Source organism: Streptomyces sp. 3MP-14 (assembly GCF_006334905.2).
Lineage (GTDB): Bacteria > Actinomycetota > Actinomycetes > Streptomycetales > Streptomycetaceae > Streptomyces > Streptomyces triticirhizae.
This window is the reverse complement of the sequence record NZ_VDLZ02000009.1, coordinates 106813-132443: the sequence shown is the minus strand read 5'-3', so window position 1 is coordinate 132443 and position 25631 is coordinate 106813. Positions and strand designations below refer to the sequence as shown.

The 25631-nt window shown below is 72.5% G+C and carries 26 protein-coding genes; 22 read left to right on the top strand and 4 right to left on the bottom strand.

What is annotated here, in order from left to right:
- Window positions 1–121: 121 nt before the first annotated feature.
- Together FH609_RS16595 and FH609_RS16590 are read right to left on the bottom strand one after the other, a co-directional pair.
- A complete protein-coding gene (locus tag FH609_RS16595) occupies window positions 122–1333 on the bottom strand; it encodes a pyridoxal phosphate-dependent aminotransferase (protein ID WP_139668549.1) in 1212 nt (403 codons plus the stop codon).
- Window positions 1334–1416: 83 nt separating this feature from the next.
- Window positions 1417–1998, bottom strand: coding sequence for a TetR/AcrR family transcriptional regulator (locus FH609_RS16590; protein ID WP_193317914.1), 582 nt, complete (start codon window positions 1996–1998; stop codon window positions 1417–1419).
- Window positions 1999–2081: 83 nt separating this feature from the next.
- Between FH609_RS16590 and FH609_RS16585 the strand changes: the two genes are divergently transcribed.
- Genes FH609_RS16585 through FH609_RS16575 form a run of 3 tightly spaced genes read left to right on the top strand, consistent with a single transcriptional unit; the run spans window position 2082 to window position 5509 of the window.
- Window positions 2082–2624 (top strand): PH domain-containing protein, encoded by a 543-nt coding sequence (locus FH609_RS16585; protein WP_226961729.1) that lies wholly within the window; start codon window positions 2082–2084, stop codon window positions 2622–2624.
- The gene (locus FH609_RS16580) at window positions 2621–4222 is read left to right on the top strand and encodes a PH domain-containing protein (RefSeq protein ID WP_139668264.1); all 1602 of its coding nucleotides are present in this window, start codon (window positions 2621–2623) and stop codon (window positions 4220–4222) included. Before FH609_RS16585 ends, FH609_RS16580 begins: the two co-directional genes overlap by 4 nt.
- 15 nt (window positions 4223–4237) lie before the next feature.
- Complete coding sequence (locus FH609_RS16575; RefSeq protein ID WP_139668262.1) at window positions 4238–5509, top strand: alanine racemase; 1272 nt, start codon at window positions 4238–4240, stop codon at window positions 5507–5509.
- 147 nt (window positions 5510–5656) lie between these two features.
- Here FH609_RS16575 and FH609_RS16570 read toward each other — a convergent pair whose 3' ends face one another.
- A complete protein-coding gene (locus tag FH609_RS16570) occupies window positions 5657–6628 on the bottom strand; it encodes a chitinase (protein ID WP_226961758.1) in 972 nt (323 codons plus the stop codon).
- 457 nt (window positions 6629–7085) lie between these two features.
- Here FH609_RS16570 and FH609_RS16565 point away from each other — a divergent pair, with 457 nt between their 5' ends.
- The 15 genes from FH609_RS16565 (at window position 7086) to FH609_RS16495 (ending at window position 18698) form a co-directional block, all read left to right on the top strand.
- Window positions 7086–8069, top strand: coding sequence for a hypothetical protein (locus FH609_RS16565; RefSeq protein WP_226961761.1), 984 nt, complete (start codon window positions 7086–7088; stop codon window positions 8067–8069).
- An 86-nt stretch (window positions 8070–8155) separates the two neighbouring features.
- Window positions 8156–8905, top strand: a complete 750-nt coding sequence (gene cpaB, locus FH609_RS16560; RefSeq protein ID WP_139668257.1) for a Flp pilus assembly protein CpaB — start codon at window positions 8156–8158, stop codon at window positions 8903–8905.
- Between the two features lie 8 nt (window positions 8906–8913).
- Window positions 8914–10143 (top strand): AAA family ATPase, encoded by a 1230-nt coding sequence (locus FH609_RS16555; protein ID WP_319789598.1) that lies wholly within the window; start codon window positions 8914–8916, stop codon window positions 10141–10143.
- Window positions 10140–10529: a TadE/TadG family type IV pilus assembly protein gene (locus FH609_RS16550; RefSeq protein ID WP_226961728.1), complete on the top strand. Its 390-nt coding sequence runs from the start codon at window positions 10140–10142 to the stop codon at window positions 10527–10529. Before FH609_RS16555 ends, FH609_RS16550 begins: the two co-directional genes overlap by 4 nt.
- Before the next feature lie 4 nt (window positions 10530–10533).
- Window positions 10534–10977, top strand: a complete 444-nt coding sequence (locus tag FH609_RS16545; RefSeq protein WP_139668255.1) for a TadE family protein — start codon at window positions 10534–10536, stop codon at window positions 10975–10977.
- A gap of 122 nt (window positions 10978–11099) precedes the next feature.
- A complete protein-coding gene (locus tag FH609_RS16540) occupies window positions 11100–12440 on the top strand; it encodes a CpaF family protein (protein WP_139668253.1) in 1341 nt (446 codons plus the stop codon).
- Between the two features lie 2 nt (window positions 12441–12442).
- Window positions 12443–13408, top strand: coding sequence for a type II secretion system F family protein (locus FH609_RS16535; RefSeq protein ID WP_139668251.1), 966 nt, complete (start codon window positions 12443–12445; stop codon window positions 13406–13408).
- 60 nt (window positions 13409–13468) lie between these two features.
- Window positions 13469–14356 (top strand): DUF5936 domain-containing protein, encoded by an 888-nt coding sequence (locus FH609_RS16530; RefSeq protein WP_226961727.1) that lies wholly within the window; start codon window positions 13469–13471, stop codon window positions 14354–14356.
- Window positions 14357–14481: 125 nt separating this feature from the next.
- Complete coding sequence (locus FH609_RS16525) at window positions 14482–14784, top strand: WXG100 family type VII secretion target (RefSeq protein ID WP_122399723.1); 303 nt, start codon at window positions 14482–14484, stop codon at window positions 14782–14784.
- Window positions 14785–14913: 129 nt separating this feature from the next.
- Window positions 14914–15555 carry a hypothetical protein gene (locus FH609_RS16520; RefSeq protein ID WP_139668249.1) on the top strand — a complete coding sequence of 214 codons (642 nt, stop codon included), beginning with the start codon at window positions 14914–14916 and terminating at the stop codon, window positions 15553–15555.
- A 136-nt stretch (window positions 15556–15691) separates the two neighbouring features.
- Entirely contained in the window at window positions 15692–16033 is a 342-nt protein-coding gene (locus FH609_RS16515; RefSeq protein WP_139668247.1) for a hypothetical protein, read from the top strand.
- A 445-nt stretch (window positions 16034–16478) separates the two neighbouring features.
- A complete protein-coding gene (locus FH609_RS16510; RefSeq protein WP_139668244.1) occupies window positions 16479–16679 on the top strand; it encodes a hypothetical protein in 201 nt (66 codons plus the stop codon).
- A 47-nt stretch (window positions 16680–16726) separates the two neighbouring features.
- On the top strand, window positions 16727–17266 hold the full coding sequence (locus FH609_RS16505; protein ID WP_139668242.1) for a hypothetical protein: 540 nt from the start codon (window positions 16727–16729) through the stop codon (window positions 17264–17266).
- A gap of 36 nt (window positions 17267–17302) precedes the next feature.
- Window positions 17303–17914, top strand: a complete 612-nt coding sequence (locus FH609_RS16500; protein ID WP_139668241.1) for a hypothetical protein — start codon at window positions 17303–17305, stop codon at window positions 17912–17914.
- Window positions 17915–17960: 46 nt separating this feature from the next.
- Window positions 17961–18698 carry an OmpA family protein gene (locus FH609_RS16495; protein WP_139668239.1) on the top strand — a complete coding sequence of 246 codons (738 nt, stop codon included), beginning with the start codon at window positions 17961–17963 and terminating at the stop codon, window positions 18696–18698.
- A 67-nt stretch (window positions 18699–18765) separates the two neighbouring features.
- Here FH609_RS16495 and FH609_RS16490 read toward each other — a convergent pair whose 3' ends face one another.
- On the bottom strand, window positions 18766–20640 hold the full coding sequence (locus tag FH609_RS16490) for a serine/threonine-protein kinase (RefSeq protein WP_139668237.1): 1875 nt from the start codon (window positions 20638–20640) through the stop codon (window positions 18766–18768).
- 72 nt (window positions 20641–20712) lie between these two features.
- Here FH609_RS16490 and FH609_RS16485 point away from each other — a divergent pair, with 72 nt between their 5' ends.
- From FH609_RS16485 to FH609_RS16470, 4 genes are all read left to right on the top strand, one after another.
- Entirely contained in the window at window positions 20713–21297 is a 585-nt protein-coding gene (locus tag FH609_RS16485) for a DUF1990 family protein (protein ID WP_405378975.1), read from the top strand.
- 512 nt (window positions 21298–21809) lie between these two features.
- A complete protein-coding gene (locus FH609_RS16480) occupies window positions 21810–22556 on the top strand; it encodes a prepilin peptidase (protein ID WP_226961724.1) in 747 nt (248 codons plus the stop codon).
- 275 nt (window positions 22557–22831) lie between these two features.
- Window positions 22832–23599 carry an isoprenyl transferase gene (locus FH609_RS16475; RefSeq protein ID WP_226961723.1) on the top strand — a complete coding sequence of 256 codons (768 nt, stop codon included), beginning with the start codon at window positions 22832–22834 and terminating at the stop codon, window positions 23597–23599.
- A 326-nt stretch (window positions 23600–23925) separates the two neighbouring features.
- Window positions 23926–25227 carry a PhoH family protein gene (locus FH609_RS16470; protein WP_122183105.1) on the top strand — a complete coding sequence of 434 codons (1302 nt, stop codon included), beginning with the start codon at window positions 23926–23928 and terminating at the stop codon, window positions 25225–25227.
- Window positions 25228–25631: the final 404 nt, after the last annotated feature.

The window sequence follows — 25631 nt, the reverse complement described above, 5'->3', positions numbered from 1 at the left end:
ATCCGGCCGTGGGTGGACGGCGCCGCTCGGCGCGGGCGCCGTTCACCCCGCTCGGACGGGCGCCGTTCACCCCGCTCGGACGGGCGGCGTTCGGCCCGCTCGGACGAGCGGGGCCGAACGGTCAGAACTGGGCGTAGCCGTCCAGGAAGTTGCCGATCCGGTCGATCGCATCGCCCAACTCGTCGGCGGGCGGCAGGGTGACGACGCGGAAGTGGTCGGGCTCGGGCCAGTTGAACCCGGTGCCGTGCACGATCATGATCTTCTCGGCGCGCAGCAGGTCGAGCACCATCTGCCGGTCGTCCTTGATCTTGTACACCTTGGGGTCGAGCCGGGGGAACGCGTAGAGCGCGCCCCTGGGCTTGACGCAGGTGACGCCGGGGATGCTGGTGAGCCGCTCGTAGGCGACGTCCCGCTGTTCCTTGATCCGGCCGCCGGGGAGGACCAGCTGCTCGATCGACTGGCGCCCGAACAGCGCGGCGGCGACGGCGTGTTGGGCCGGCATGTTGGCGCACAGCCGCATGTTGGCCAGGATCGTCAGGCCCTCGATATAGCTGGTGGCGTGGTCCTTGGGGCCGCAGACCGCGAGCCAGCCGCAGCGGAAGCCGGCCACCCGGTAGTTCTTGGACAGCCCGTTGAACGTGAGCGTCAGCAGGTCGGGGGCGATCTGGGCGGTCGAGGTGTGGGTGGCGCCGTCGTAGAGGATGCGGTCGTAGATCTCGTCGGAGCAGACCACCAGCCGGTGGCGCCTGGCCACGTCGGTGAGCTGGCGCAGCATCTCCTCGTCGTAGACGGCGCCGGTGGGGTTGTTCGGGTTGATGATCACCAACGCGCGGGTGCGGTCGGTGATCCTGCGCTCGATGTCGGCGATGTCCGGCATCCAGTCGGACTGCTCGTCGCAGCGGTAGTGCACGGCGGTCCCGCCGGCCAGCGCGACGGAGGCCGTCCACAGCGGGTAGTCCGGGGCCGGGACCAGCACCTCGTCGCCGTCGTCCAGTAGGGCCTGCATCGACATCTGGATCAGCTCGGAGACGCCGTTGCCCAGGTAGACGTCCTCGACGGAGAGGTCTATCCCCTTGGTCTGGTAGTGCTGCATCACCGCGCGGCGGGCGGAGAGCAGGCCCTTGGCGTCGCCGTAGCCGTGCGCCTCGGCGACGTTCCGCAGGACGTCCTCCAGGATCTCCGGCGGGCAGTCGAAGCCGAAGGCGGCGGGATTGCCGGTGTTGAGCTTGAGGATGCGGTGACCTGCCGCCTCCAGCCGCTGCGCCTCGTCGAGAACCGGGCCCCGGATCTCATAGCAGACGTTGGCGAGCTTGGTTGACTGGATCACCTGCATCATGCTCGTTACCTTACGGCCGTGTAACGGTGGGCGCCCTGTGTTTTCGCCCACCCGAGGGGGCCGCTCGGGGGTGGGAGCGGTCAGTCGTGGTGCTGGCGGATGCCGCCCTCCAGGGTCCTGGTGACCCGCTCCAGCGCGACATGGCGCGGCAGGTCGTCCTCGGCCATCGCCTCCCAGCCGGCGGAGATCAGGTACCACAGGGAGCGGACGAACCACTCGGGCTCGATCTCGGGGGCGAAGTAGCCCTCCTGCTGGCCGCGTTGGAAGAGCACCACCATCGGGACATGGGCCCGTTCCCAGCCGGCCTCGCCCCACTCGGCGTTGGAGAGCGTGACCTCGTTGAAGAGGAAGTTGACCCGGTAGCCGAGGTCGAACATCGCCCGCACCAGCCGGCGGAACGCGTCGGCGACCGGGCCGTCGTCCAGCCTGGCCTCGTCCACCGCGCGCTGGGTCGCCTCGGCGCAGTCGTCCAGCAGGGCGTTGATCAGCGCGGAGCGGTCGGCGAAGTAGCGGTGCAGCGTGCTGCGGCCGACCTCGGCGGCCCGGGCGATATCGCCGAGCGAGGCGGACCCGTCCTCGGCGAGGACCTCGATCGCCGCGTCCAGGATCGCCCGGCGGGTGCGGGCGAGGGTTCCCGAGGTGGAGGAGACCGTCGCTGCCATGCGCTCCATAGTAAGTGCGCGAAGTATGGGGCGAGCCTGTTCCGGGGTGGAACATCTCGTTCTGGTGTGGGACGCTGTGTCTCATGATGAATCCAACCGTCCCGCCATCGGTGGGTGAAGGACCGCCCGTCGCTCCGAACGCGGTGGCGCTCCGTCCGCCGCTGCACCGGGTGGAGCGGCGCGCCGTCGCGCTGTGGGCGGCGCGGGCGCTCGCCTGGACGCTGCCGCTCGTCGCGGCACTGGGGGCGACGCACGCGCTCTGGTCGGCGGCCAGGCCGTGGACCGGGCCGCTGCTGCTGGCGGCGGCGGTGCTCGTTCCGCTGCACACCGTGGTGATGCCGCTGTGGCGCTACCGGGTGCACCGCTGGGAGAGCACGCCCGAGGCGGTCTTCGCCGCCGAGGGGTGGATCGTGCGGCAGTGGCGGATCGCGCCCGTCTCCCGCATCCAGACGGTGGACACGGTGCGCGGCCCCGTCGAGCAACTGCTGGGGCTGGCCACCCTCGTGGTCACCACGGCGTCCTCCAGCGGGGCCATCGCGATCCGGGGGCTCGACCCGGAGGTGGCGCGGGCCGCCGCCGACCGGCTCGCCGAGATCACTCGGCGCACGCCGGGGGACGCGACATGAGCGCGGCGGAGGCGGCGCGGGATGTTCCGGCGCGCGGGGTCACGGCCCGGGCGCCGGCGGACGGTCCTTCGGCCGGTCCTTCGGCGGCCGAGGTGCCGTGGCGGCGGCTGGACCCGAGGCTGATCTGGGCGGACGCGCTGCGCGTGGTGTTGTCGATGCTGCCGGGCGGCGTGGCGCTGTTCCTCTTCGAGGCCAGGGACGCCATGACCGTCTGGCCGCTGCTGGGGCTGGCGGCCTGGGGGCTGTGGGGCGCGGGGGGCGACGTGGTGCGCTGGCTCACCACCAGGTACCGGGTCACCGAGACCCATCTGGAGCGCCGCACCGGCCTGTTGGTGCGCAGCCACCGGGCGGTCGCCCGGGAGCTGATCCGCACCGTGGACGCGGACGCCCGGCTGATCCACCGGCTGGCCGGGGTCCGCCGGGTCACCGTCGGCGCCGGCCAGACGACGACGGCCCTGGAGTCGGCGCTCACCCTGGACGCGCTCTCCCGGGAGGCGGCCGAGCGGCTGCGGCGGGAGCTGACCGGCGCGCCCGAGGAGCGCACGGATGAGGCGCCCGCGCTGGCCGAGTTCGACTGGCGCTGGGTGGTGCACAACATGTTCGGCATCTGGGGGCTGGTGACGGCCATCGGGCTGCTGTGGGGCGCGTACTTCACGGCCGGCGCCTTCGGGGGCGACCCCGGCGGCTGGCTCGACTCGGCGCGGGACGCGCTGGGCCTGGGCACGGCCGGGTCGGTGGCCGCCGGCTTTGCCGGGATGGTGGTGCTGGGCGCGGTCGGCATGGGCGGCCAGTTCCTCACCGGGCAGGCGCACTTCCGGCTCACCCGGGAGCCGGGCGAGGACGGCGGCAGCGTGCTGCGCACCAGCCGTGGCCTGTTCCGCACCCGGGAGGTGGCGCGCGACGAGTCCCGTACGCGCGGGGTCTCGCTCTCCGAGCCGCTGCTGTGGCGCTGGCTGGGCACCACCGACACCAGCCTCATCACCACCGGCGTCTTCTGGTGGAGCGAGGGCGTGACCATCCTGCCGCGCGGGCCGCGCCGGGTGGCGCTGCGGGTGGCCGCCGAGGTGCTCGGCGACGACCCGTTCGCCGCCCCGCTCGTCCGGCATCCGAGGTCGGCGGCGCGGCGGCGGCTGGCCTGGGCGCTGTGGGTCACCGGCGCGGCCGGGCTTGCGGCGGCGCCGTTGGGCGAACGGGCCTGGCTGGTCGTGCTGTTGGTGCTCGGGCCGCTGGCGCTCGGCGTGGCCTACGCCGGCTACCGCGCGCTGGGGCACGCGGTGACGGGACCGTGGCTGGTCTTCCGGGCCGGCGCGCTGTCCCGGGTCACCTCGGCGCTGCGGCGCGGCGCGGTCAGCGGGGTGTGCGTCCGGCAGTCCCCGCTCCAGCGGCGGCTCGGCCTGGCGACGGTGCGGGTCAGCACGGCGGCCGGGGACGGGGCGTACGCGGCCAGGGACCTGGCGGTGGCCGACGCGGTGCCGCTGGCGGTGGCGGCGCTGCCGGCCGTCGCGTCGTTCCGGGCGCCGGCGGAGGCCCAGGGGCAGGTCGGGCGGGGTGGCAGCGTGCCGGCGGCGCGCATAGGGTCGGGGCGACCCGCCCCCTGACCCGGGAGTCGCCGCATGGCCGGTCCGCTCGACCAGCTCGCGCAGGAGATCGTGGACAGCCGGTTCAAGGGGCTGCCGCCGGACGCCGCCGGGCTCACCGTCGGCGAACTGGCCGCGCAGCGCCGGGACTTCCGCACCGGCGGCTTCACCACCCCGCTGCTGACCGCCTCGGCCGACGCGCTGGAGCACAACCTGCGCACCCTCGCCGCGTTCGCGGACCGGCACGGCCTGGTCCTCGCTCCGCACGGCAAGACGTCGATGGCGCCCGCCCTCTTCCACCGGCAACTCGCCCTCGGCGCCTGGGGGATCACCCTCGCCGTGCCGCACCAGGCGCGGGTGGCCAGGGAGTTCGGGGTCGGCCGGATCTTCCTGGCCAACGAGGTCGTCGACGCGGCGGCGCTGCGCTGGCTGGCCGGGGAGCTGGCCGCCGACCCCGCGTTCCGCTGCGTGGTCTACGTGGACTCGACGGCGGGCGTCGCGCTGATGGACGCCGCGCTGCGGGCGGCCGGGGCGGTCAGGCCGCTGGAGGTGGTGGTCGAGCTGGGCACCCCCGGCGGCCGCAGCGGGGTGCGGGACGCGGACGCGGCCGCCGCCGTCGCGGACGCCGTCGCCCGGACGGGCACGCTGCGGCTGGTCGGCGTCGCCGGGTACGAGGGCGAGCTGCCGGGCGCGGACGCCGCCTCGGTGCGCGCCTGGCTGGACCAACTGGGCGCGCTGGCGGCCCGGTTCGACGCCGAGGGTCGGTTCGACGAGAGCGCGGAGATCGTGGTCAGCGCGGGCGGCAGCGCCTGGTTCGACGTGCTGGCCGAGTCCTTCGCGGCGCTGCCGCCGCTGTCCCGGCCGGTGCTGCGGATGCTGCGGGCCGGCGCCTATGTCAGCCACGACCACGGGCGGTACCGGGAAGTGACCCCGTTCGTGCGGGTGCCGGACGAGGGCGCGCTGCGGCCGGCGTTCCTGCTGTGGGCGCAGGTCGTCTCGCGGCCCGAGCCGGGGCTCGCGCTGCTCAACGCCGGCAAGCGGGACATCGCCCACGACCTGGGCCTGCCCGAGGTGGTCGAGGTCAGGGCGGCCGACGGCGCGGCCCGGCCCGGCGCCGGGCTGACCGTGGCCCGGCTCGCCGACCAGCACGCCTTCCTGCGCGGCGCGGACGACGCCGAACTGCCGGCGGTGGGGGAGTGGGTGGCGCTGGGCATGTCGCACCCGTGCACCATCTTCGACAAGTGGCCCATGATCCCGGTGGTCGACGCGGAGGGCGCCGTCGTCGAACTGCTGCGCACGTTCTTCTGACGGCCGGCCGCCGGTGGTTCGGCCGGTTCGGCCGGTTCGGCCGGTTCGGCAGGTTCGGCCGGGTTCGAACGGCGCCGGCCCGAACGCCCCACCGACGGGCGGGCGTTCGGGCCGGCGGTCCGGGTGGCGGTCCGGGGGCCGCACGGGTTACGGCAGGCCGTCGACGTGCGGTCCCACGGTGTCGGACCAGGCGTTGCCGGCGTGCGCGTCCCAGTTGACGGACCAGGTCATCGCGCCGCGCAGCCCCGGGTAGGTCTGGTCGGGCACGAAGGAGCCGCAGTTGGTGCCCAGGGCCAGGCAGTCGAGCGCGTCGTTGACCACCTGCGGGTCCACATAGCCGGAGCCGGCGGCGTTCGGCGTGGCCGGCACGCCCAGGCCCACCTGGGATGCGTCGAGGCCGCCCTCCAGCTGGATACAGGCCAGCGCGGTGAGGAAGTCCACGGTGCCGGCGGAGTACACCTGGCCGTCGCAGCCCAGCATCGAGCCGCTGTTGTAGTACTGCGTGTGGACCGCCGTGAGGAAGTCCTTGGTGTTCAGGGCCAGTTGGAAGTACTCGCTGGTGGTGTTCTGCATGTCGAGGGTCTGCGGGGCCATCGTGTACACGAGGTCGTCGCCGACGCCGGCGTGGATGGCCTCCATGGCCTGCGACATGTAGGTGGCGTTGATGCCGTGTTCGAGGTCGATGTCGATCCCGTCGAACCCGAACTCGTCGATCAGGCCCAGCGCGGACTCGGCGAACGCGTTCGCCGAGGCGTCGTCGTTCACCGTCACCTGGTCCTCGGCGCCGCCGACGGACAGCACCACGGCGACGCCCTCGGCCTGCTTGGCCGCGATGTCGTCCCTGAACTCCTGCTCGGAGCCGTAGCCGAGCACCGGGTCCAGCTCGAAGTCGATCTGTCCCGGCGTGGCCGTTGAGGAGGCGAAGGAGACGGCGATGATGTCGTACTGCGGCGAGACCTCGCCGAGCTTGAGGATCGTGGAGCCGTTGTCGAAGTTGTGCCAGTAGCCGGTCAGGGTGTGCGCGGGCACGGCCGTCGGCGCCGGCGCCGGGGACTCGGAGGTGTCGGCGCCGGCGCCGACCGCCGAGGCCGCGCCGACCAGGCCGGCCGCCAGCAGCACCCCGGCCCCGACGGCCGCGCCGAGCCGGAGCGCCGGCCGTCGGCGCCGGCGGTGCGCGGCGCGCGCGGACTGCGCGGCGGGTTCGGCGCGTTCGGCCTGCTCGGGTGGGGACTGGTGCCGGTTCTCGTGCGAAGTGAAGCTGTCCACGCTCGCCTCCGTCAGCAGATGTGGGGGGAACTCCCGGTCCTGGCACGGGCCCTGGGGCCGGCCAGGAACGAGAGGTGTCACGGGGGGAAACGGTGGCCACCGTCGAGCAGCAGATTGGTCCAGACCAGCGGGGGCTGTCAATGGTCTGGACAGGACCGGACGAGAAGCGCGCCGAAGCGTTCGTGAACTGTCGGTCGCGGTCGGTGGTGTTCCGCCGTCGGTGGGAGTCGATAGGCTGCCCAACGGGCAGAGAACGCAGGACAGCAGACGGGTCCTCAGCACACACGCCACACGGCACAAGGGGGTTGGGATGTCGATCGCCATCGCGGTCACCAGCGCCGACCTGGTGCTGCCCCCGACCGACCAGCACACCCCGGGCGCCCATGTCCTCACGCCGCCGGACCAACAGGACTTCCCGGCCGCCCTGGACGAGATCGGTCGCGCCCTCGACCAGCACGGCTATCTGATAGCGGTCTACCCGACGACCACCCCGTTGCCCACCGTGCAACGGCTGCACGCGGTCCGGGCGATGCTGGAGACCGACCGGATGGCGCTGCTGCCCAGCGCCCTGCCCCCGTTGGGCACGGCCGTGCTGATCCGTCAGCTGCGCCAGCTGTCCGTCTGCGACTTCAGCCCCGGCGTCCTGGGCGCCTCCGCCCGGCTGCTCGCCCACTACATCTACGCCGGCGCCCTGCTGGCCTCCGGCAGCAAGCTCGCCAAGGTCCCCGTCACGCTGCCCGCCTCCCAGGAAGGGCCCCGCCCCTCGGGCCGCTCCTGCGCCGTACTGGCCGGCCCGACGCCGCAGTTGGTCCGCCCCGAGGGCGGCGCCACGCTCACCGGGCCGCAGTTCTCCACCTCGCTCACCTACGCCACCGGCTCCCTGGGCAGCGAGTGGGTCACCGGCACCCTGGCCAGGCGTTGGCAGGTCCAGGCGCTCCACCCGGTGCCGCTGCCGGGCGAGTCGGCCGCCTGGTGGGCCACCGGCAAGCTGGTCGAGTTCGCCGCCGCCGTGCCCGACGTCTCGCTGCTCTACCAGATGGTCAGCTCGATGCGGCAGGAGGCGTGCCACTGGTGCGGCCTCACCCTCATCGGCGACCGCTGCGCCTTCTGCTCCTCGCCGCTGGTGCCCATGGAGCGCCGGCCCCGGGCCATCCCGCCGAGCCAGCGCAGGGCCGCCCTGGCCTCGGGCCCCACGGCGGCCCCCGCCGGCCCGTCGGGTCCCTCGGGCCCGTCCGGCCAACCAGGCCCGTCCGGCCAACCAGGCCGGCCAGGACTGCCCGTCCAGGCCGGATGAGCGGCGGTGCTCCCCATGCCACGTCCCACGCCCACCGCATCCCACGACGCCGCAGCAGGCGGACCCGGAGAAGGTAGACCCCCTACATGAACGCTCGTCAGCGGCGCGGCCTGCTCCTGCTGGTGCTGTCCCTGGTGCTCGCCCTCGGGGCCTTCGCCGGGGTGGTCGCGGTCATCAACGACGTGGAGTCCAAGGTCGGCCCCGAGACCACGGCCTACGAGCTGGCCGAGGACGTCGAGCCCTACCAGGAGGTCACGGCCGACCAGCTCACCGAGGTCTCCATGCCGGAGCGGTACGTCCCGGACACCGCGATAACCGACCTCGACCAGCTGGACGACAAGGTCGCGGCCGGACCGCTCCGCGAAGGCTCCCTGCTCCAGGCCGACATGCTCTCCGACCGGCCCGAACTCGACCCCGGCCAGCAGGAGATCGCCGTCATGATCGACGCCTCCACCGGCGTCGCCGGCAAGATCTACCCGGGCGCCACCATCAACATGTACGCGGCGTTCCGGGTCAGGGAGCGCGACGGGGGCGAGGAGGACGAGTTCGAGATCGTCCGCCTGATGGTCAACAACGCCGAGGTCATCGAGGTCGGCGAGCTGACCGAGGTGGACGACGAGGACCGCGCCACCATGGAGGCCGTGCCGATCACCTTCGCGCTGGACAACGCGGACGCCCAACGCGTCACCTACGCAGAGGCGTTCGCCGAACAGGTGCGGCTGGCCCTCGTCGCCCCCGGGGAGGAGACCGAAATCCCCCCGGAGGAGCGCACATACACCATCATGGGCGACATCGTCGGCAACCCCCATGCCGGTCTCGACGAACTGTTCCCCTAAGGAAGCAGGTGGCACCGTTGACGACCCGGATTCTGCCCGTGGTGGGCGACTCGGACACCGCCCGCTCCCTGATAACGCTGCTCAGCCAGCTGCCGGACAGCGAGCCGCTGCGCCCCGTGCCCGACTCCACCACGCTGCTCGACACCCTGGCGGCGCTGGTCCACGAGTCCCTCACCGGGCTGCCCGAGGTGGTGGTGATCCACGAGGCGGTGGGCCCGCTGCCCGCCCTGGAGGTGATCCGCGAGGTCGCGCTGCGCTTCCCGGCGGTGGGCGTGGTGCTGGTCTCCGGCGAGCCGACGCCCGGGCTCTACGCGGCGGCGATGGACGCCGGCGCCCGTGGCCTGGCCGGACTGCCCGCCTCCTACGACGAGTTGGCCGGCCGGGTCGCCGCCGCCGCCCAGTGGGCGGTCGGGATGCGGCGCCACCTGGGCGCCGGCGAGACCGTCCAACAGGGCCCCGGCGGCCGGATCGTCGCCGTCTGCGGCGCCAAGGGCGGCGTCGGCGGCACCCTGCTCGCCACCCAACTCGCCCTGGCCGCCCAGCGCTCGGGCGGCTACGAGCGGGGCGTGGCGCTGATCGACCTCGACCTGCTCTGCGGCGACGTCGGCTCCTACTTCGACGTGCAGTTCCGCCGTTCCGTCGCCGACCTCGCCGGCATCGCCGACATCACCCCGCAGGTGCTGGCCGAGGCCACGTTCACCCACGAGACCGGCCTGTCCATGCTGATCGCCCCGGCCGAGGGCGAGCGCGGCGAGGACGTCACCGACGCCACGGCCCGGCAGCTGCTGACCGCCGTGCGGTCCCGGTTCGACGTGGTCGTCGTGGACTGCGGCTCCCAGATGAACGGGGCCAACGCCACCGCCGTCGAACTCGCCGACGCCGCCGTGCTGGTGACCACCCCCGACGTGATCGCGGTGCGGGCCGTCAACCGCATGGTGCGGATGTGGGACCGGCTGCGCATCCGCAAGGCGCAGGACACGTTGACCGTGATCAACCGGCACTCGCGCGCCAGCCACATCCAGCCGCAGCTCGTCGCCCGGATCACCGGCACCCAGGTCGCCAGGAACGTGATCCCCGCCGCCTACAAGGAGCTGCGGGAGGCGCTGGACGCCGGCCGGGTGCAGGACCTCGACCCGCGCGGGCAGGTGCGGCGCGCGATGTGGGCGCTCGCCGCCGAGTTGGGGCTCGCGCCGCCCCCGTCCGCGCCCTCGGGCCGCCGCCGGGGGAGAAGGTCGTGACCGCGCGACCCGCCGCCGGGCGGCGCCGGCCGCGCGGCGACCGGGGCGCGGCCATGGTGGAGTTCGCGGGGCTGTTTCCCCTGGTGCTGCTGATGATGGCGGTGATCTGGCAGTGCGTGCTCATCGGCTACACGTTCTCCCTCGCGGGGAACGCCGCCGACGAGGCCGCCAGGGCCGCCGCCGCTGCCCGGGGCGACCCGGGCGGCGCCTGCGCCAGCGCGGCCGAGGAGCATGTGCCGAGCGCCTGGGAGATCACCGTGGACTGCCCGCTGGAGGGCGAGGTGCGCACCGCCCGCGTCGGGTTGAAGGTGCCGGTGCTCTTCCCCGGCGCCTTCGACCTGCCGATGACGGTCACCGGCACGGCCGGCGCCGTCGAGGAGGGCTGAGCCCATGCCGCCGCGCCGCCGCCCACGGCTCGTGCCGCCGCGCCGCCGCCCGCGTGCCGCCGGTCGCTTCAGGTGGGCCGCCCGCCGCGCCGCCGCGCGCGGGTCGGAACGGGGCGTCACCGCCGTCGAGTTCGCCGGCTGGCTGCCGCTGCTGGTCACCGTGGCGCTGGCCGCGCTTCAGCTCGGCCTGGTCGGGTATTCCGCCCTCCAGGCCGGTTCGGCCGCCAGGGCCGCCGCGCGCACCGCGGCCCAGGAGGAGATCGAGGACCAGTACGCCACCAGCGGACGGGCCGCGCTCAGCGGCGCGCTCGCGGAGAACGCCAGCTTCGAACTCGACCCGTGCGGCGACGAGGCCACCGTCACCGCCAGCGTGGAGATCCCGACGGTCCTGCCGTTCTTCGACGGCCTGGGCCGCGCCTCCCGGACGGTGACCATGCCCTGCGACTGACCACCGCCGCCCGCCCGTTGCCCGCCGCCGACGACCGCCCGTTGACCGTTCCCGTCCCGCCCGTTGACCGTTTCCGACCCGGCTCCCGATGGAGGTGCGATCCGAAGGTGAAGGACCGTTCGATGGGCCTGCGTTCCCGCGTGCACGCCCCCGACCAGCCCGCCGGCGGCGGCCTGAGCGACGGCCGGCTGGTCGCCGTCTACCGGGCCAAGCTGCTGGAGGAGATCGACCTCGCCGAGATGTCCTCGCTCGACCTGAGCGAGCGCAGGGACCGGCTGGAGCGCGTGCTCGGCCACATCCTCAGCCGCGAGGGCCCGGTGCTCTCCACCCAGCAACGCGCCCTGCTGATCCGCCGCGTGGTGGACGAGGCGCTGGGCCTCGGCATCCTGGAGCCGCTGCTGGAGGACCCCTCCATCACCGAGATCATGGTCAACGGGCCCGACCAGATCTATGTGGAACGCTCGGGCCGGGTCGAGCGCCTGCCGCTCGGCTTCGCCTCCGAGGAGCAGCTGATGCAGACCATCGAGCGGATCGTCTCCGCCGTCAACCGGCGTGTGGACGAGTCCAACCCGATGGTCGACGCCCGGCTGCCCACCGGCGAGCGGGTCAACGTGATCATCCCGCCGCTCTCCCTCTCCGGCGCGACCCTCACCATCCGCCGCTTCCCCCGCGCGTACACGCTGCCCGAGCTGATCGGCTTCGGCACCCTCGACGAACACCTGACGGCGCTGCTCGCCGGGCTGGTGCGGGCCAAGTGCAACGTGATCGTCTCCGGCGGCACCGGCTCGGGAAAGACCACCCTGCTCAACGCGCTCAGCGGCCTGATCCCCGAGGGCGAGCGGATCGTCACCGTCGAGGACGCCGCCGAACTCCAGCTCCAGCAGAGCCATGTGATCCGCCTGGAGTCCCGCCCGCCCAATATCGAGGGCAAGGGCGAGGTCACCATCCGCGACCTGGTGCGCAACTCGCTGCGGATGCGGCCCGACCGGATCATCGTCGGCGAGGTGCGCGGCGGCGAGACCCTCGACATGCTCCAGGCCATGTCAACGGGGCACGACGGCTCGCTGGCCACCGTGCACGCCAACAGCGCGGAGGACGCGCTGCTGCGCCTCCAGACCCTGGCGTCGATGTCCGAACTCCAGGTCCCGTTCGAGGCGTTGCGCGACCAGATCAACAGCGCGGTCGACGTGCTGGTGCAGCTGGTGCGGCACCCGGACGGCACCCGCAGGGTCGCCGAGGTCGCCGTCATGGCCTCGCACGGCAGAGAGACCTTCCGGATCGCGACGGTCAGCGAGTTCCGCGCCCTGCCGATGACCGAGGACGGCCGGGTGCCGGGCCACTTCCTGCACCACCCGCTGCCGAGGGCCCTGGCCCAGCGGCTGCACCTGGCGGGGCAGCCGGTCCCGCCCGCGTTCGGCGTCCAGCTCGACGACGACCGGCTGGCCACCCGGGAGGCGAACTGACCATGAGCGACCTGTCGTTGCTGGCCCTCGGGCTGACGCTGCTCGCGCTGACCTGCGGCGTCGCCGGGCTGCGGCTCTACGGCTCGGGCCGCGCCAGGCAGCGCGAGCTGCTGACGCGGCTCGCCGGCGCCGGCTCCGCCGCCTCCGAGGCGGCCGGCGCCGGGTCGTCGGGCGGCGGGCGGCGGCGCCGCTTCGACCGGCTGGACCGCCGGCTGCGCGGCACCGACTTCGGGCGGCGGCTGCGGCTGAAGCTCCAGGCCACCGGGCTCGACCTGAGCGTCGGCGAGTACGCCGTCTATGTCCTGGCCGGGATGGCCGCGCTCTGGCTGATCGCCTCCGTGGTGCTGGCGCCGTTCTTCGGGCCGGTCTTCGCGCTGGTGGCGCTCTGGGGCGGCAACGTCTTCCTCAGCTGGCAGCGCGCCAAGCGCACCGACCGGTTCATCAGCCAACTACCGGAGCTGGCCCGGTTGATCGCCAACGGCACCGCCGCCGGGCTGGCGATGCGCACCGCGCTCTCCATGGCCGCCGAGGAGATGGACGACCCGGCGGGCGCCGAACTCACCACCGTCGCCAACCAGTTGGCCGTAGGCCGCTCCCTGGAGGAGGCCCTGGGCGAACTGGACGAGCGGCTGCCGTCGCGCGAACTCACCGTGCTGGTCACCACGTTGATCCTGGCCAACCGGGCCGGCGGCACCATCGTCTCCTCGCTGCGCAACCTCACCAACACGCTGGAGGAACGCAAGGAGACCCGGCGCGAGGTGCGCACCATGCTCGCCGAGATCAACGCCACCGCCGTTACCATTCCGCTGCTGGGCCTGGGGGCGCTGCTGATGATCAACAGCATGTCGCCCGGCGCCCTGAGCCGGGTCACCGGCAGCCCGGGCGGGCAGATCGCGATGCTGGTGGCGCTGGGGCTCTATGTGGTGGGCTTCGTCGTGGTGCGGCGCTTCGGGCGCGTCGATGTGTGAGGGCCCGTGGGCGGGTGAGCGCCTGTCGGTGGACGGGACGGACGGACGGGAGAACGCACGGTGGCACTGCTGCTCGGCCTGCTGATGGGCGTGGCCGTCTTCGGGATCGTCGCCGCGATCCGGATGATGCGCTCCGGCACCCCGCTGCCGGCCGACCTGGCCCTGGCGTTGGAGATCGGCTCCACCCGCGTCTCGGTCAGCGGCTCCGCCGTGGACCGGCTGGGGATGCGCTTCGCGCCGCTGGTCCTGCGGCTGATGGGCCGCGCGGCCGTGGACCGCAAGCGGCGGCGGATCGACCTCGCCGGCCACCCCGGCGGGTTGACCGTCGACCGGTACGCGGCGCGGCGCGCGGTCTACGGCGTCTTCGGGCTCTGCACGGCGACCCTCTTCGTCGTCGCCGGCTTCCCGCTCTTCGCGCTCTTCGCGCTGGCGTTCGGCGCGTTCGCCGCCGACGCCACCATCTGGCAGGGCGTGCGCGAGCGGCGCGAGGTGATCGACCGCACGCTCCCCGACTTCCTCGACGTGCTGGCGGTCGTGGTCTCGGCCGGGCTCAGCTTCCGGCAGGCGCTGGACCGGGTCTCCGCCCGTTACCAGGGGCCCTGGGCGGACGAGATACAGATCACCCTGCGCCAGATGGACATGGGCGTCTCGCGGCGCGAGGCGTTCGACGCGCTGCGCCGGCGCAACGACTCCGAGCCGGTCAACCAGTTCGTCACCGCCCTCCAGCAGGGCGAGGAACTGGGCGCGCCGATCGCCGACACCCTGGTGCAGATCGCCCGCGACATGCGGCGCACCGACGCCCAGAACGCGCGCCGCCGGGCCGCCAAGGCGATACCCAAGGCGACGTTGGCCACCCTGGTGTTCATGGTGCCCGCCACCATGATCATCATTGTGACCGGGATGATCCTCGGCTCGGGCACGGACTTCGGCGAGGTGCTCGGCCGTTGAACGGCCGCCGGCCGCGCGGCGGTTGCGCGGCGGCGGCGGTTGCGCGGCGGTGTGCCGGCTGTTACCAACTCGTAGAAGAAACGGGACGAGTCACCGCGTAGGCTCGTCAGGGAGGGGGTGCACTCATGGCTGACGGCGACATCGATGTCACATACCAGGACATGCACGATGCGGCGGACTACCTGTTGGAGGCCAAGGACGAGATCCTGGCCAAGCTTCAGACGCTCCGAACGTACATCCAGGACCTGGTGCGGGACGGCTATGTGACCTCCGCGTCCTCCGTCGCGTTCGACCAGTCCTACGACGAGTTCAACACCGGCGCGCGTGAGGCGGTGGAGGCGTTGCAGGGCATGGCCGACTTCCTGGACGGCGCGGCCGACGGCTATGCCGACCTCGACCGACAGCTGGAGGAAGGGTTGCGCGAATAGCCACGGGTAGGCTGCTGGGGGCCCGTGTGCGCGCGGGTCGCCGGCGCGGGACGCCGGTGGTGTCGCCGGGGCGGAGCCGCTGGCGCGTGGAGAGCGGATGGGCCCGGGGGCCGGAGGGGAGCGAACGCCATGACCGACAAGTGGGTCGATGCCGTCACCGTCGAACGTGAGGGCTTTCGAATCAATGTGCCCGACTCCTGGTGGGAGTTCGACCTCAGGCCGGAGACGCGGGACAACAGCATCCGGCGGATGGTGGACGAACGCGTCCGCGCCAACCCGGAGATGGGCGAGCACCGCGAGCTGATCGCCGGCTTCCTGCGCAAGCAGGCCAAGCACGCCTGGGACAACGGCTCGGTCTACTGCGGCTGCATGGCGCAGAGCTTTGGCGACGGGCCGCCCATCACCGCCACCGTGACCGTCTCCATGATCGGGGCGCGGACCTCGTCCGGCGAGATCCTGCCCACCGACCCGGCCTCCATCGTCGGCCAACTCGGCAATCGGGAGGCGAAGAAGCCGGGCGACGCGTGGCGGGAGGTCTCCGTCGTCGAGATCAAGGACGTGGGGCGCGCGGCGCGCACCAAGGGCATCGAGGACATCAAGGTGCCCAACGACAGCAGAACCGTCCGCGCGGTGCTGATGCAGACGTTCATCCCGGTGCCCGGCGACCAGCAGGCGGTGGCGCTGGTCTCGGGAAGCAGCCAGGTGCTCGACCTGGCCGACTCCTTCTTCGACGTGTTCGACGCGATCACCTCGACGTTCCGCTTCGTCTGACCCGGCTCTCCGGTTCGTGGCGTTCTGGTTCTCGGGTCTCGGGTCTCGGGTCTCGGGTCTCGGGTCTCGGGTCTCGGGTTTCTAGGTTCTAGGCTCAGGTTTCTGGTTTCTGGTTTAGGGAGGGGAGGGGCACCTCATGTCCAGCGAAGACAGGCTTGCGATTCCGCTCGCCGAACTCCGGGAGTTCGCGCCGCAGTTGCGCTCCGTCAAGGAGTACATGAACAGGACGGGCGACACCTTCGACCAGTACAACGACTCCTTCGGCGACGACCGGATCGTCAGCGCCCTGGACGACTTCGTCAGCGGCTGGAAGGACGGCCGCAGCGACATCAGCGAACAGCTCACCGGCCTCGCCGAGATGACCGACACCGTGATCACCACCGTCAGTGACTACGAGGACGAGCTGGCCCGCAGCCTCCAGGAGGGCGGCGGCGGCGAGGGCGGCGGCGGTGGCGGCGGCGAGCAGCAGGCCGTCTGAACAACGGGCCGTCTGAACCACCCTGGCCCGCGCGGACGCCCGCGCGGGCCGGGTTTCCCGGCGGCCCAACCCGGCACCCGCCGACGCGGTTTGGTCGGCGACCGGGGTGGGCACGACCTCCTTGCCCGGTGCGGCGCGCGTGCGTCACCGGTCGCCCTCGTCCCGGAACCGGCCGGCCCCGCCGGCCAACCGCGGGCGATGGCCGAGGTCTTGCTGACCGACAGGCACCGGATGTGGCACAGTCAGTGCCGGAAGCTGTACGGGTTCGCCTGCGGGAGGGGGTCGGGCACAGTGTGTCCCACGGCCAACGGACGCCCCAGGGGCGGCCGTTGCCCGCTGCTCCGGACTTCCGCACCCTCGTCCCCGCGCTACCGTGGTAGCCGGAGGGGCACGGCCACCGCCGCAGGCCCGGCTGAACCGGCGTCAGCCGGAGGAGAGGGACGCCATGAGCAGGCTGTTGTCGTATGTCAGACACACCATCAACGCACGACTCCGCCCCCACACCGGCGACCGAGGCGCTGGCTTCGTGGAGTACGCGGGCCTGCTGCTCCTGATCGCGACGGTGGTGGTGGCGGTGGTGTCGTTGAACATTCACGTCGAGGTCGGAAATGCCGTGTCCGATGCGGTGGGCGACATCCTGGAGTAGATCTCCGGGGGAATTCCCGGGGCGCGGTCTTTCCGCTCTATATCTGGATGATCACCGGCCTGTTGACTGTCGCGTTCCTCTTCTTCGTGTTCGCCCAGGCGGCGGTGACCCGCGCCTCAGGACAGTCGGCCGCGGACGCGTCCGCACTCGCCGCCGCGCGTGAAGCGCGCGACCACCTTTACGAGGGCTTTCTCGACGCCTTGGGGAACGAGGACGAGGACCCCGGCGACATCCTCGACGGCGACTGGACCCGCACCGACGCACCGTGCGACGTCGCCGCCCCGCGTTTCGCTGAGCGCAACGGTGCGGTGGTGACCAGCTGTGTGCCGGACGAGTCGGACACGAGTTACACGGTGCGCGTGCGGACATCGGAACCCGTGGGCGAGTCCATGCTTCCCGGCACGGAGAACGAGTACGGGGAGGCAGAGGCAACCGCCGTGGTACGTGGTCTCTGCTCTCTCACCGAAGAGGAGGAGGATCGTGTCGAACTCAGCTGTGACGAGAATCGAGACTGGTCCTTCGATCCCGGGGACGAGGACGAACTGCCCGACGCCCGGGACATTTTCCGCGTTTATTTGGAAGACTGACCGTCGACGAGCAATCAGACAAAGGACAAGCGCCCGATGGACCTCCGTGATAGCAAGTCGCGTCTCATCCTGATCGTTGTCGCGCTGGGCGCAGCTCTGGTGATCGCCGTGGCGAGTTGCAGTGGCGGTGGTGACGACGACGGTGAGCCGGCAGCGACCCCCAGCGGTGAGAGCGAGGCCCCGGAGGACGAGCCGTCAGAGGACGACGGCGCCGGCGGCGACGAGGAGGACGACCAGGACGGTGGTGAGGAGCCGGAGGTTCTCGCCGAAGTCACGGGCGAAGAGGACATCACCCTGACCATCACCAGCGCGGAGCGTGAGACCGGCGGATTCCTGACGGTCGAGGGCACGCTGCGGAACGGCGGCGGCGACAGCTGGAGTGACATCGCCTGGGCGGGGGGAGAGCGGGAGCTGGCCGGCAACGCGTTCTCCATGGCGGGGGCGACCCTCACCGCGCGGGAGGAGGGGAAGCGTTACCTCATCCTCCGGGACACCGAGGGGCGTTGCCTGTGCACCAACTTCGGGCTGCGGCTGGACGCCGGGGACACCGTTACCTGGTTCGCGCAGTTCCCCGAGCCCGACCCGGAGACGACCGAAGTCGACTTCCAGATCGGGCAGATGCCGCCCGCCACCGTCGAGATCCGCTGATCGAGCACCACCCATCTGATCCAGAGAACTCCAGAGAGGCCGAGAGATGCACGCGTACCGCCGCCCCGGCCGGGTCGCCGTGGTCGCCACGACCGCCGTCGCCGCGTGGGCGCTCGGCGCCCCGATCGCGGCGGCCGACGACGAGGAGCCCGTCGAGCAGCCGCCGGGCTACGAGGCCCCGCCGCCCCCCGAGATCGACCCGGAAGCCTCCGGCCTGATGCTGACCGACGGCGCCACGCTCGCCGAACCACGCGTTCTCGACGTGAAGTTCATCGTCGAGGACCTGGGCGGGGCCCAGCCGGACGAGCCCGAGGACGAGGCGTCCGAGGAACCCGACCCCACCGAGGAGCCGACCACGCCCCCCGAGGAGGACGACGGGCAGGAGCCCAACGGTGGCGGCGAGCAGCGCGAGGAACGCACCAGCGGGCAGCACAAGTTCACGCTCCAGACCGACGTCCTCTTCGGCCGGGGCAGCGACGAGATCACCGACGAGTCGCGCGAGGCCCTGACCGAGGTCGCGGCGGCCATCGAGGAGTACCAGCCCTCCACGGTCAACATCTTCGGCTTCACGGACGACATCGGCTCCTACGAGAGTGGCGTCACCCTCTCCGAGAACCGCGCCCGCAACACCCACCTGGCGCTGCTGGAGTTGCTCAGCAGCCCGGACACCATCGACTTCAACGTCCGTGGCTACAGCGAGGACTACCCGCTCTACGACAACGAGACGGAGGAGGGCCGCCAGCAGAACCGCCGGGTCGAGATCTCCTGGCCCACCAGCGACTGACGGCGAAGAGGCGTGAGTTGACCGTGGGTTCGGAACGCGCCCGCGCGCGTTGGTTCCGCCTCTCAGGTCAGCTGTTGGGGCTCCACAACGTCATCGTGGTCAGATAGGTACGGAGGTTCTGGTTCTGTGGGTCCGCGGTGACCCGATTGATCCACAGGAGCACCACGTTGTCCTCCGGTGTCTCCACGCACAGCCCTGTGTTCTCCCGGAGCGTCCGGTCCTCGAGGATGTCGTCGATGGCGATGAGGTGCGGCGCGGTCGGCTCGTGGGCGGCCTCGTAGCACTCCTCGGCGGTCAGGTCCTGTTCCTGGACCAGCCCGACGAAGCTCTGCGGATGGAACTCGATGCCCTGGTCGATCAGACCCGGCTCGTCGCAGTAGAGGTACTGGAACTCGTCGTTCTCGCCCGGACCCAGCCCCACAGACCCCTCGCGGGCCTGCACGTTCATGCCGTCGAGATCGACCTCGACGTAGTTGGCGCCGATACAGCGGCCGCTTGAGTTGACGCGCACGTCCCGGTGAAAGATGGGGGCGACGATGTCGATGTCGACATCCGATTCCGCCAACGTGTACTCCGAGTCCGGGTCCGTGTCTTCGCCCGAGCCCGGGTCGTCATCGTCGTCGTCCTGCCCCGGGCTCTCGCCCGGTGGGGGGTCCTGTGAGGCGTCGCCGGAGTCGTTGCCGGCGTTGTCCTCGTTGCTCGTCGCGTCGTCCGCCGCGTTCTCGTCGTCGCTCGGGCTGGCCTCGGGGTTGGTGGAGGCGGCCTCCGTGCCCGCGAACCTGATGGCCAGGCCCGCGCCGACCAGGGCGGCGACCAGGGCCGTCGCGGTCAACAGGATGACGGTGCGCTTCGTGCGCGCCGCCGACTGCTGCTGCGCGCTGGTCGGCGGCCCGCCGTCCGCGCCCAGCGCGCTGGTCACCAACGGCGGCGTGCCAGGCGGCGTGCCCGGGGGCGGCGTCGCCGGCGGCGGGGGAGTCGACGGCGCCGGCCCGGCGCCCATCCCCGCCGGGGGCGTGGCCGGCGGCGCCGGCAGCGACGCGTTGCGCCGCACGGCGACCGCCGCCGCCACCGAAGGCGGCAGCCAGCTCTCCCCGCGCTGCAACGTCTGCCCCGGGGACAGCGCCCGGCACCCCTCGATGATCTGCGCCGGGGTCGGCCGCGCCGCCGGGTCCTTCGCCAGGCAGGCACCGATCAACCCGCGCAACGTCTCGGGCGCCGAGGCCAGTTCGGGCGACTCCTGCACCATCCGGTACATCATCGCGTGGGCCGCGCCCTCGCCGAACGGATGGCCGCCGGTGGCCGCGTAGTAGGTGACGATGCCCAGCGCGAACACGTCGGCGGCCGGCGTCAGCGAGGCCCCGGTGATCTGCTCGGGCGCCATGAACGCGGGCGTGCCGACCCGCACGTCCGTGCCGGTCAGGGCGGTCACGTCGGCGGCCCGCGCGATCCCGAAGTCGATCACCTTGGGCCCGTCGGCGCTCAGCAGCACGTTCCCCGGCTTGAGGTCCCGGTGCACGATCCCGGCGGCGTGGATCGACTGGAGCGCCTCCGCGACGCCGCCCACCAGCAGCAGCACGGTCTGCGCGGGCAGCGGGCCGTGCTGGTTGATGACCTCGTGCAGCGAGAGCCCTGGCACGAACGCCGTGGCCAGCCAGGGCGCAGCGCCCTCGGTGTTGCTGTCCAGCACGGGAACGGTGTAGACGCCCTGCACCTGTCGGGCGGCCCGCACCTCGTGCTCGAACCGCCGCCGGAACGCCTGGTCCTCGGCGAACTCGCCGCGCACCACCTTGACCGCCACCGGCTGGCCGCCCGGCGTGAACGAGAGGTAGACGCTCCCCATGCCACCGGAGCCGAGCCGGGCCACCAGCCGGTATCCGGCGACCTGGCGGGGATCGGACGGGCCCAGCGGAGAGAACTGCGACGGTTCGTGCTGCGCTGCCATGAAGGTCCCCCAGAAAACCGATGACGGTACCGTGCATGGTATGAGGTGACAGTCCCCAACTGACAACGAGGGGTGACGAGTCCGCTGTCCGACCCGCCGTCTCCACCGTCCCCACCGCCCGGCGACGCGTTCGGCCACCGCGCCTTCAGCTACCGCGCGGTGGGTGTGACCCTCGAGCCCCTTCCGGCCGACCTCCCCGAGGGCTGGCATCTGCTGCGCTCCCGCACCCGGCTGGGGAACGGGCCGGAGGTGTGGGCGGCGGCCCGGGAGGCCCTGTTCGGCTGGCGGATGCACCGGGCCGCGTGGCTTCCGGTGGCCGCCGCCACGCCGCGCGCCGCGCCCGGCGTGGTGGCCTCGATCGAACTCGGTCCGCGCTGGCTGCGGTTGGGCGCCTCGTGCCGGGTGGTGTGGTGCGTCGACGAACGGGACCGGGCCGGCTTCGCGTACGGCACGCTTCCGGGGCACCCGGAGTCCGGGGAGGAGTCCTTCGTGCTGGAGCGCGCCGCCCCCGACGGCGCGGTCACGCTGACCGTCACGGCGATCAGCCGCCCGGCGGCCTGGTACATGCGGGCGGCGGGACCGCTGGGCCGGCTGGCCCGCCGCCTCGTCGCCCGCCGCTACGGCCGCGCGCTGCGCCGGCTCAGCGCGCCCCACTGAACCGTTCCGCTGAACCCGCCGCTGAACCGTTCCACTGAACCCTCCCGCGAGCCGCGCTCAAGCCGCTCCCGAGCGCCGCTTTCCCGCGTCGGTGCCCCGTGCCGCGAAAACGCTTCACCTCCTGTCCCCCTTGTGTCCCCGCCGCGCGTCGAGGGCGTTCCCCAGGGGCGCGGGGGCGAGGGCCGTGCGGTATGGTTCCCCTCGTGTTGGCAGTCGCTGACACCTCGTACGCCAGCGTCGTCACTCCCACCCCGGCGACGGCTGGCCGGGCGGACCGTGAGCCACCCCCCCGCTCCGGTCTGCCCCACTTGACGGGTCGGTCCGCCCCTTCCCCCCTTTGGGCGGACCGACCCGCCTGGCTCTCCCCCTCACGCCCACGTCCACGCCCCCGGGCCGTCGCCGGGCGGCCGGTTCCCGGTTATCCCCAGCCGCTTGTCATCTTGTTCGTTCTTCGGAGCGCCCATCCACAGGCGTCCCTGCCTGCCGGCCCGGTCACGCCGTACGCTCGCCCCGTGTTCTCCCTGTTGATCGTGGCCGCCGTCGGCCTGGGCGCGCTGGCCGGCTCGCTGTTGGTCCGGCCCGGGTACCGGCTCGCCGTCGAGCCCGAGCGGGCGTGGCGGGACGCCTGCCCCGCCGGCCATCCGCTGCGGGCGCGCGCCGCCGGCTGGGTCGGCTGGGGCCGGTGCGCCGGATGCCTCGCCGACGGCGTCCCCCGGTACGGCGCCTCGCCGTTCCGGCTCGCCCTGGTCACGGCCGGCTGCTGCGGTCTGGCCGCCGCCGTCGCCGGCGCGCGCCCCGAGCTGGTGGTCTGGCTGCTGGCCGCGCCGCCCCTGGTGTTGCTGGCCTCGGTCGATCTCGCGGTGCAGCGGCTGCCCGACGTCCTGACCCTCCCGCTCGCCGCCGGCCTCGTCCTCGGCCTCGGGATATGCGCCCTGCTGCCCGGCTCCGACGGCAGCTGGCCGAGAGCCCTGCTGGGCGGTCTGGTGCTCACGGCGGTCTACTTCGTCCTCTTCCTGATCAACCCCAGGGGCATGGGCTTCGGGGACGTGAAGTTGGCGCCCTCCATAGGGCTGATCCTCGGCTGGTACGGCTGGGACCATGTGTTCTTCGGCACGTTCGTGGGCTTCGCGCTCGCGGCCGGCTACGGCCTCTGCCTGGTCGTGATGGGCCGCGCCAACCGCCGCACGGCCGTCCCCTTCGGCCCGTTCATGGCGCTCGGCGCCCTCGGCGCGCTCGCCGTCGGCGGACTCGCCGGTTAAATCCGCGTCCGGCGCGGGCCACCTCGTCGTTCGATGCGTTACGGTGGAAACCCCCCCTCGGGCCGGTCCGTAACCCCCCCCCACGGACCGGCCCGCTTTCTGTTCGGGTGGCCCTGCCGCCCGGGGCGGGCCCCGGGCCTGTTCCCACGGCGGTCGCCGGCGGCGCCCGCTGGCCGGATGCCCCCGTGATGGTGCGGGGCCCGGCCCGCTCGGCAGTAGAGTTCCGGCACACGCGAGCCTACGGAGGGGCTGGATCAGAGCCGATGTGGAACAGCTTGCACAAGACCCTGAGGCGGCTGGCCGTCAGGCTGTATGCCCGGCGGGTGGAAGGGCGACTCGACACCGACGGTGGCCCCAAGCACATCGGCGTGATCCTCGACGGCAACCGTCGCTGGGCCAAGGCCGCCGGCAACACCACGCGACAGGGCCACGAGGCCGGCGCCGCGAAGATCAGGGAGCTGCTCGGCTGGTGCGCCGAGACCGACGTCGAGGTCGTCACCCTGTGGATGCTCTCCACCGACAACCTCAACCGGGAGACCAGGGAGCTTGAGGAGCTGCTCGGCATCGTCGAGGGCGCCGTGCGCGACCTCGCCGAGGACGGCCGCTGGCGCGTCCACCACGTGGGCGCCGTCGAGGTGCTGCCCGAGCGCACCAGGAAGGTGCTCAGGGAGGCCGAGGAGCTGGCGGGCGACCGCGACGGGATAGTGGTCAACGTCGCCGTCGGCTACGGTGGCCGGCAGGAGATCACCGACGCCGTCCGTTCGCTGCTGGCCAAGCGGGCCGCCGAGGGGCAGTCGCTCGCCGAGGTCGCCGAGGGTCTCTCCGTCGAGGACATCTCCGAGCACCTCTACACCCGGGGCCAGCCGGACCCCGACCTGGTCATCAGGACCAGCGGGGAGCAGCGGCTGTCCGGGTTCATGCTCTGGCAGAGCGCGCACTCCGAGTACTACTTCTGCGAGGCGTACTGGCCGGCCTTCCGGAAGGTCGACTTCCTGCGCGCGCTGCGTGACTATGCCGCCAGGCACCGTAGGTACGGCATCTGAGCCGTTCGTCACGGAGGGCGGCGTGCCGGGAACGGTGCGCCGCCATGCGGCCGAACGGCCGGTGAATCGCTCACGCGTCCGAGCGGGCCGTCGCATGAGATGGGTGGTGTGCGGGCATATTCCTCGCGGACCGCGCATCGGCGCTGTCCGCCGGGAGGCCCGTTTGCGCACCACGGACATGGACCAGGCCCGGCACCGGGCCCGTGCGTGCGGGCCAGGGCCGGCCGTCAGAACCCCGGCGCCCAGGGCGCCGCGATTCCCGCACCTCTTCCGAGGGGGTTCGTCCACCCGTGGCCATCAGCAAGAAGCGCGCTCACGACCGGCGCATGTACGTCCTCGACACCAGCGTCCTGCTCGCCGATCCAGCGGCACTCACCCGGTTCGATGAACACGAGGTGGTTCTGCCGGTCGTCGTGATCTCCGAGTTGGAGGCGAAGCGGCACCACCCGGAACTCGGCTACTTCGCCCGTCAGGTGCTGCGGCGCCTCGACGACTACCGGGTGCGGTACGGCCGGCTCGACACCCCGCTCCCCATCGGGGACCTCGGGGGCACCCTGCGGGTCGAGCTGAACCACTCGGACCCGACCGTCCTGCCGCCGGCGATGTTGAACGAGCGCGGCCGTCTCGCGGACAACGACTCCCGCATCCTGGCCGTCGCGCGCAACCTCCAGGCCGAGGGGCACGATGTCACGGTCGTCTCCAAGGACCTCCCGCTGCGCATCAAGGCCTCGTCGGTGGGCCTGGCGGCCGAGGAGTACCGGGCCGAGCTGGCCATCACGGACGCCGACGGCTGGACCGGGCTCGCCGACATCACCCTGGGCGGCGAGGCCGTGGACGAGCTGTTCGCGCAGGAGAGCGTGGCCGATCCGGTGGCGGCCGAACTCCCCGTGCACACCGGCCTGGTGATCTCCTCGGAGAAGGGGCGCGCGCTGGGCAGGGTCACGCCGGACGGCCGGGTGCGGCTGGTGCGCGGCGACCGCGAGGCGTTCGGCATCCACGGCCGCAGCGCGGAACAGCGCATCGCGCTGGACCTGTTGCTCGACCCCGAGGTCGGCATCGTGTCGATGGGCGGGCGCGCCGGGACCGGTAAGTCGGCGCTGGCGCTGTGCGCAGGGCTGGAGGCGGTGCTGGAGCGGCGGCAGCACAGCAAGGTGATGGTGTTCCGCCCGCTGTACGCGGTCGGCGGCCAGGATCTGGGCTATCTGCCGGGCACCGAGGCCGAGAAGATGAACCCGTGGGCCCAGGCCGTCTTCGACACCCTCTCGGCGGTGACCAGCCGCGAGGTCATCGAGGAGGTCGTCGGGCGCGGCATGTTGGAGGTCCTGCCGCTGACCCACATCAGGGGCCGTTCCCTCCACGACGCCTTCGTGATCGTGGACGAGGCCCAGTCCCTGGAGCGCAACGTCCTGTTGACCGTGCTCTCCCGCATCGGGCAGAACTCCCGCGTGGTCCTCACCCACGACGTCGCCCAGCGCGACAACCTGCGGGTGGGCCGCTACGACGGCGTGGTCGCCGTCGTGGAGAAGCTCAAGGGCCACCCGCTCTTCGCCCATGTGACGCTGACCCGCTCCGAACGGTCGCCGATCGCCGCGCTGGTGACGGAGATGTTGGAGGAGGGCCGGGCGTGACCCGGGCCCCGGCCGCCCGCCCCGACCGCCGGGCAACCACCCGATAACGGTCAGCACGGCTCCAGTTGGGGAGAACTCCGGCGCACCCGTCGAAACACGGCGGGTGCGCCGCCCTTTCCGGGCGATACGGGAGCGCCGCGACCTATCGGACGACCGGTTGCCTTTCGCCGCTCCCGTGACCTCTTCGTGATGCTTCGCCGCAGGTGGTGGGCCGTTCGGGGGAATTTCCCCGCTGACAAGGCCCAGGAGCGTGTGAGCTTTCCCACAGAGGACCGAATTGCTTCCCGGTAGCCGACTCCGGCAGTGTGTGCGTCTGTCAGGCCCCGCATACGGCAGCGGAGCCCCCCAAGGGCCCCGCAGGGATAGTGTTTTACGTTCTCCACAACTGAACAGTCGCGCGCCGT

Bases quoted from the DNA above. Each gene is read 5' to 3' on its own strand.
- FH609_RS16575 (WP_139668262.1), top strand. From the start codon at position 4,238: ATGGCCGGTCCGCTCGACCAGCTCGCGCAGGAGATCGTGGACAGCCGG.
- FH609_RS16525 (WP_122399723.1), top strand. From the start codon at position 14,482: ATGGCTGACGGCGACATCGATGTCACATACCAGGACATGCACGATGCG.
- FH609_RS16470 (WP_122183105.1), top strand. From the start codon at position 23,926: ATGTACGTCCTCGACACCAGCGTCCTGCTCGCCGATCCAGCGGCACTC.
- FH609_RS16540 (WP_139668253.1), top strand. From the start codon at position 11,100: ATGGGCCTGCGTTCCCGCGTGCACGCCCCCGACCAGCCCGCCGGCGGC.
- FH609_RS16510 (WP_139668244.1), top strand. From the start codon at position 16,479: ATGAGCAGGCTGTTGTCGTATGTCAGACACACCATCAACGCACGACTC.
- cpaB (WP_139668257.1), top strand. From the start codon at position 8,156: ATGAACGCTCGTCAGCGGCGCGGCCTGCTCCTGCTGGTGCTGTCCCTG.
- FH609_RS16500 (WP_139668241.1), top strand. From the start codon at position 17,303: ATGGACCTCCGTGATAGCAAGTCGCGTCTCATCCTGATCGTTGTCGCG.
- FH609_RS16515 (WP_139668247.1), top strand. From the start codon at position 15,692: ATGTCCAGCGAAGACAGGCTTGCGATTCCGCTCGCCGAACTCCGGGAG.
- FH609_RS16545 (WP_139668255.1), top strand. From the start codon at position 10,534: ATGCCGCCGCGCCGCCGCCCACGGCTCGTGCCGCCGCGCCGCCGCCCG.
- FH609_RS16495 (WP_139668239.1), top strand. From the start codon at position 17,961: ATGCACGCGTACCGCCGCCCCGGCCGGGTCGCCGTGGTCGCCACGACC.
- FH609_RS16535 (WP_139668251.1), top strand. From the start codon at position 12,443: ATGAGCGACCTGTCGTTGCTGGCCCTCGGGCTGACGCTGCTCGCGCTG.
- FH609_RS16580 (WP_139668264.1), top strand. From the start codon at position 2,621: ATGAGCGCGGCGGAGGCGGCGCGGGATGTTCCGGCGCGCGGGGTCACG.
- FH609_RS16505 (WP_139668242.1), top strand. From the start codon at position 16,727: ATGATCACCGGCCTGTTGACTGTCGCGTTCCTCTTCTTCGTGTTCGCC.
- FH609_RS16590 (WP_193317914.1), bottom strand. From the start codon at position 1,998: ATGGCAGCGACGGTCTCCTCCACCTCGGGAACCCTCGCCCGCACCCGC.
- FH609_RS16490 (WP_139668237.1), bottom strand. From the start codon at position 20,640: ATGGCAGCGCAGCACGAACCGTCGCAGTTCTCTCCGCTGGGCCCGTCC.
- FH609_RS16595 (WP_139668549.1), bottom strand. From the start codon at position 1,333: ATGCAGGTGATCCAGTCAACCAAGCTCGCCAACGTCTGCTATGAGATC.
- FH609_RS16585 (WP_226961729.1), top strand. From the start codon at position 2,082: ATGATGAATCCAACCGTCCCGCCATCGGTGGGTGAAGGACCGCCCGTC.
- FH609_RS16520 (WP_139668249.1), top strand. From the start codon at position 14,914: ATGACCGACAAGTGGGTCGATGCCGTCACCGTCGAACGTGAGGGCTTT.
- FH609_RS16565 (WP_226961761.1), top strand. From the start codon at position 7,086: ATGTCGATCGCCATCGCGGTCACCAGCGCCGACCTGGTGCTGCCCCCG.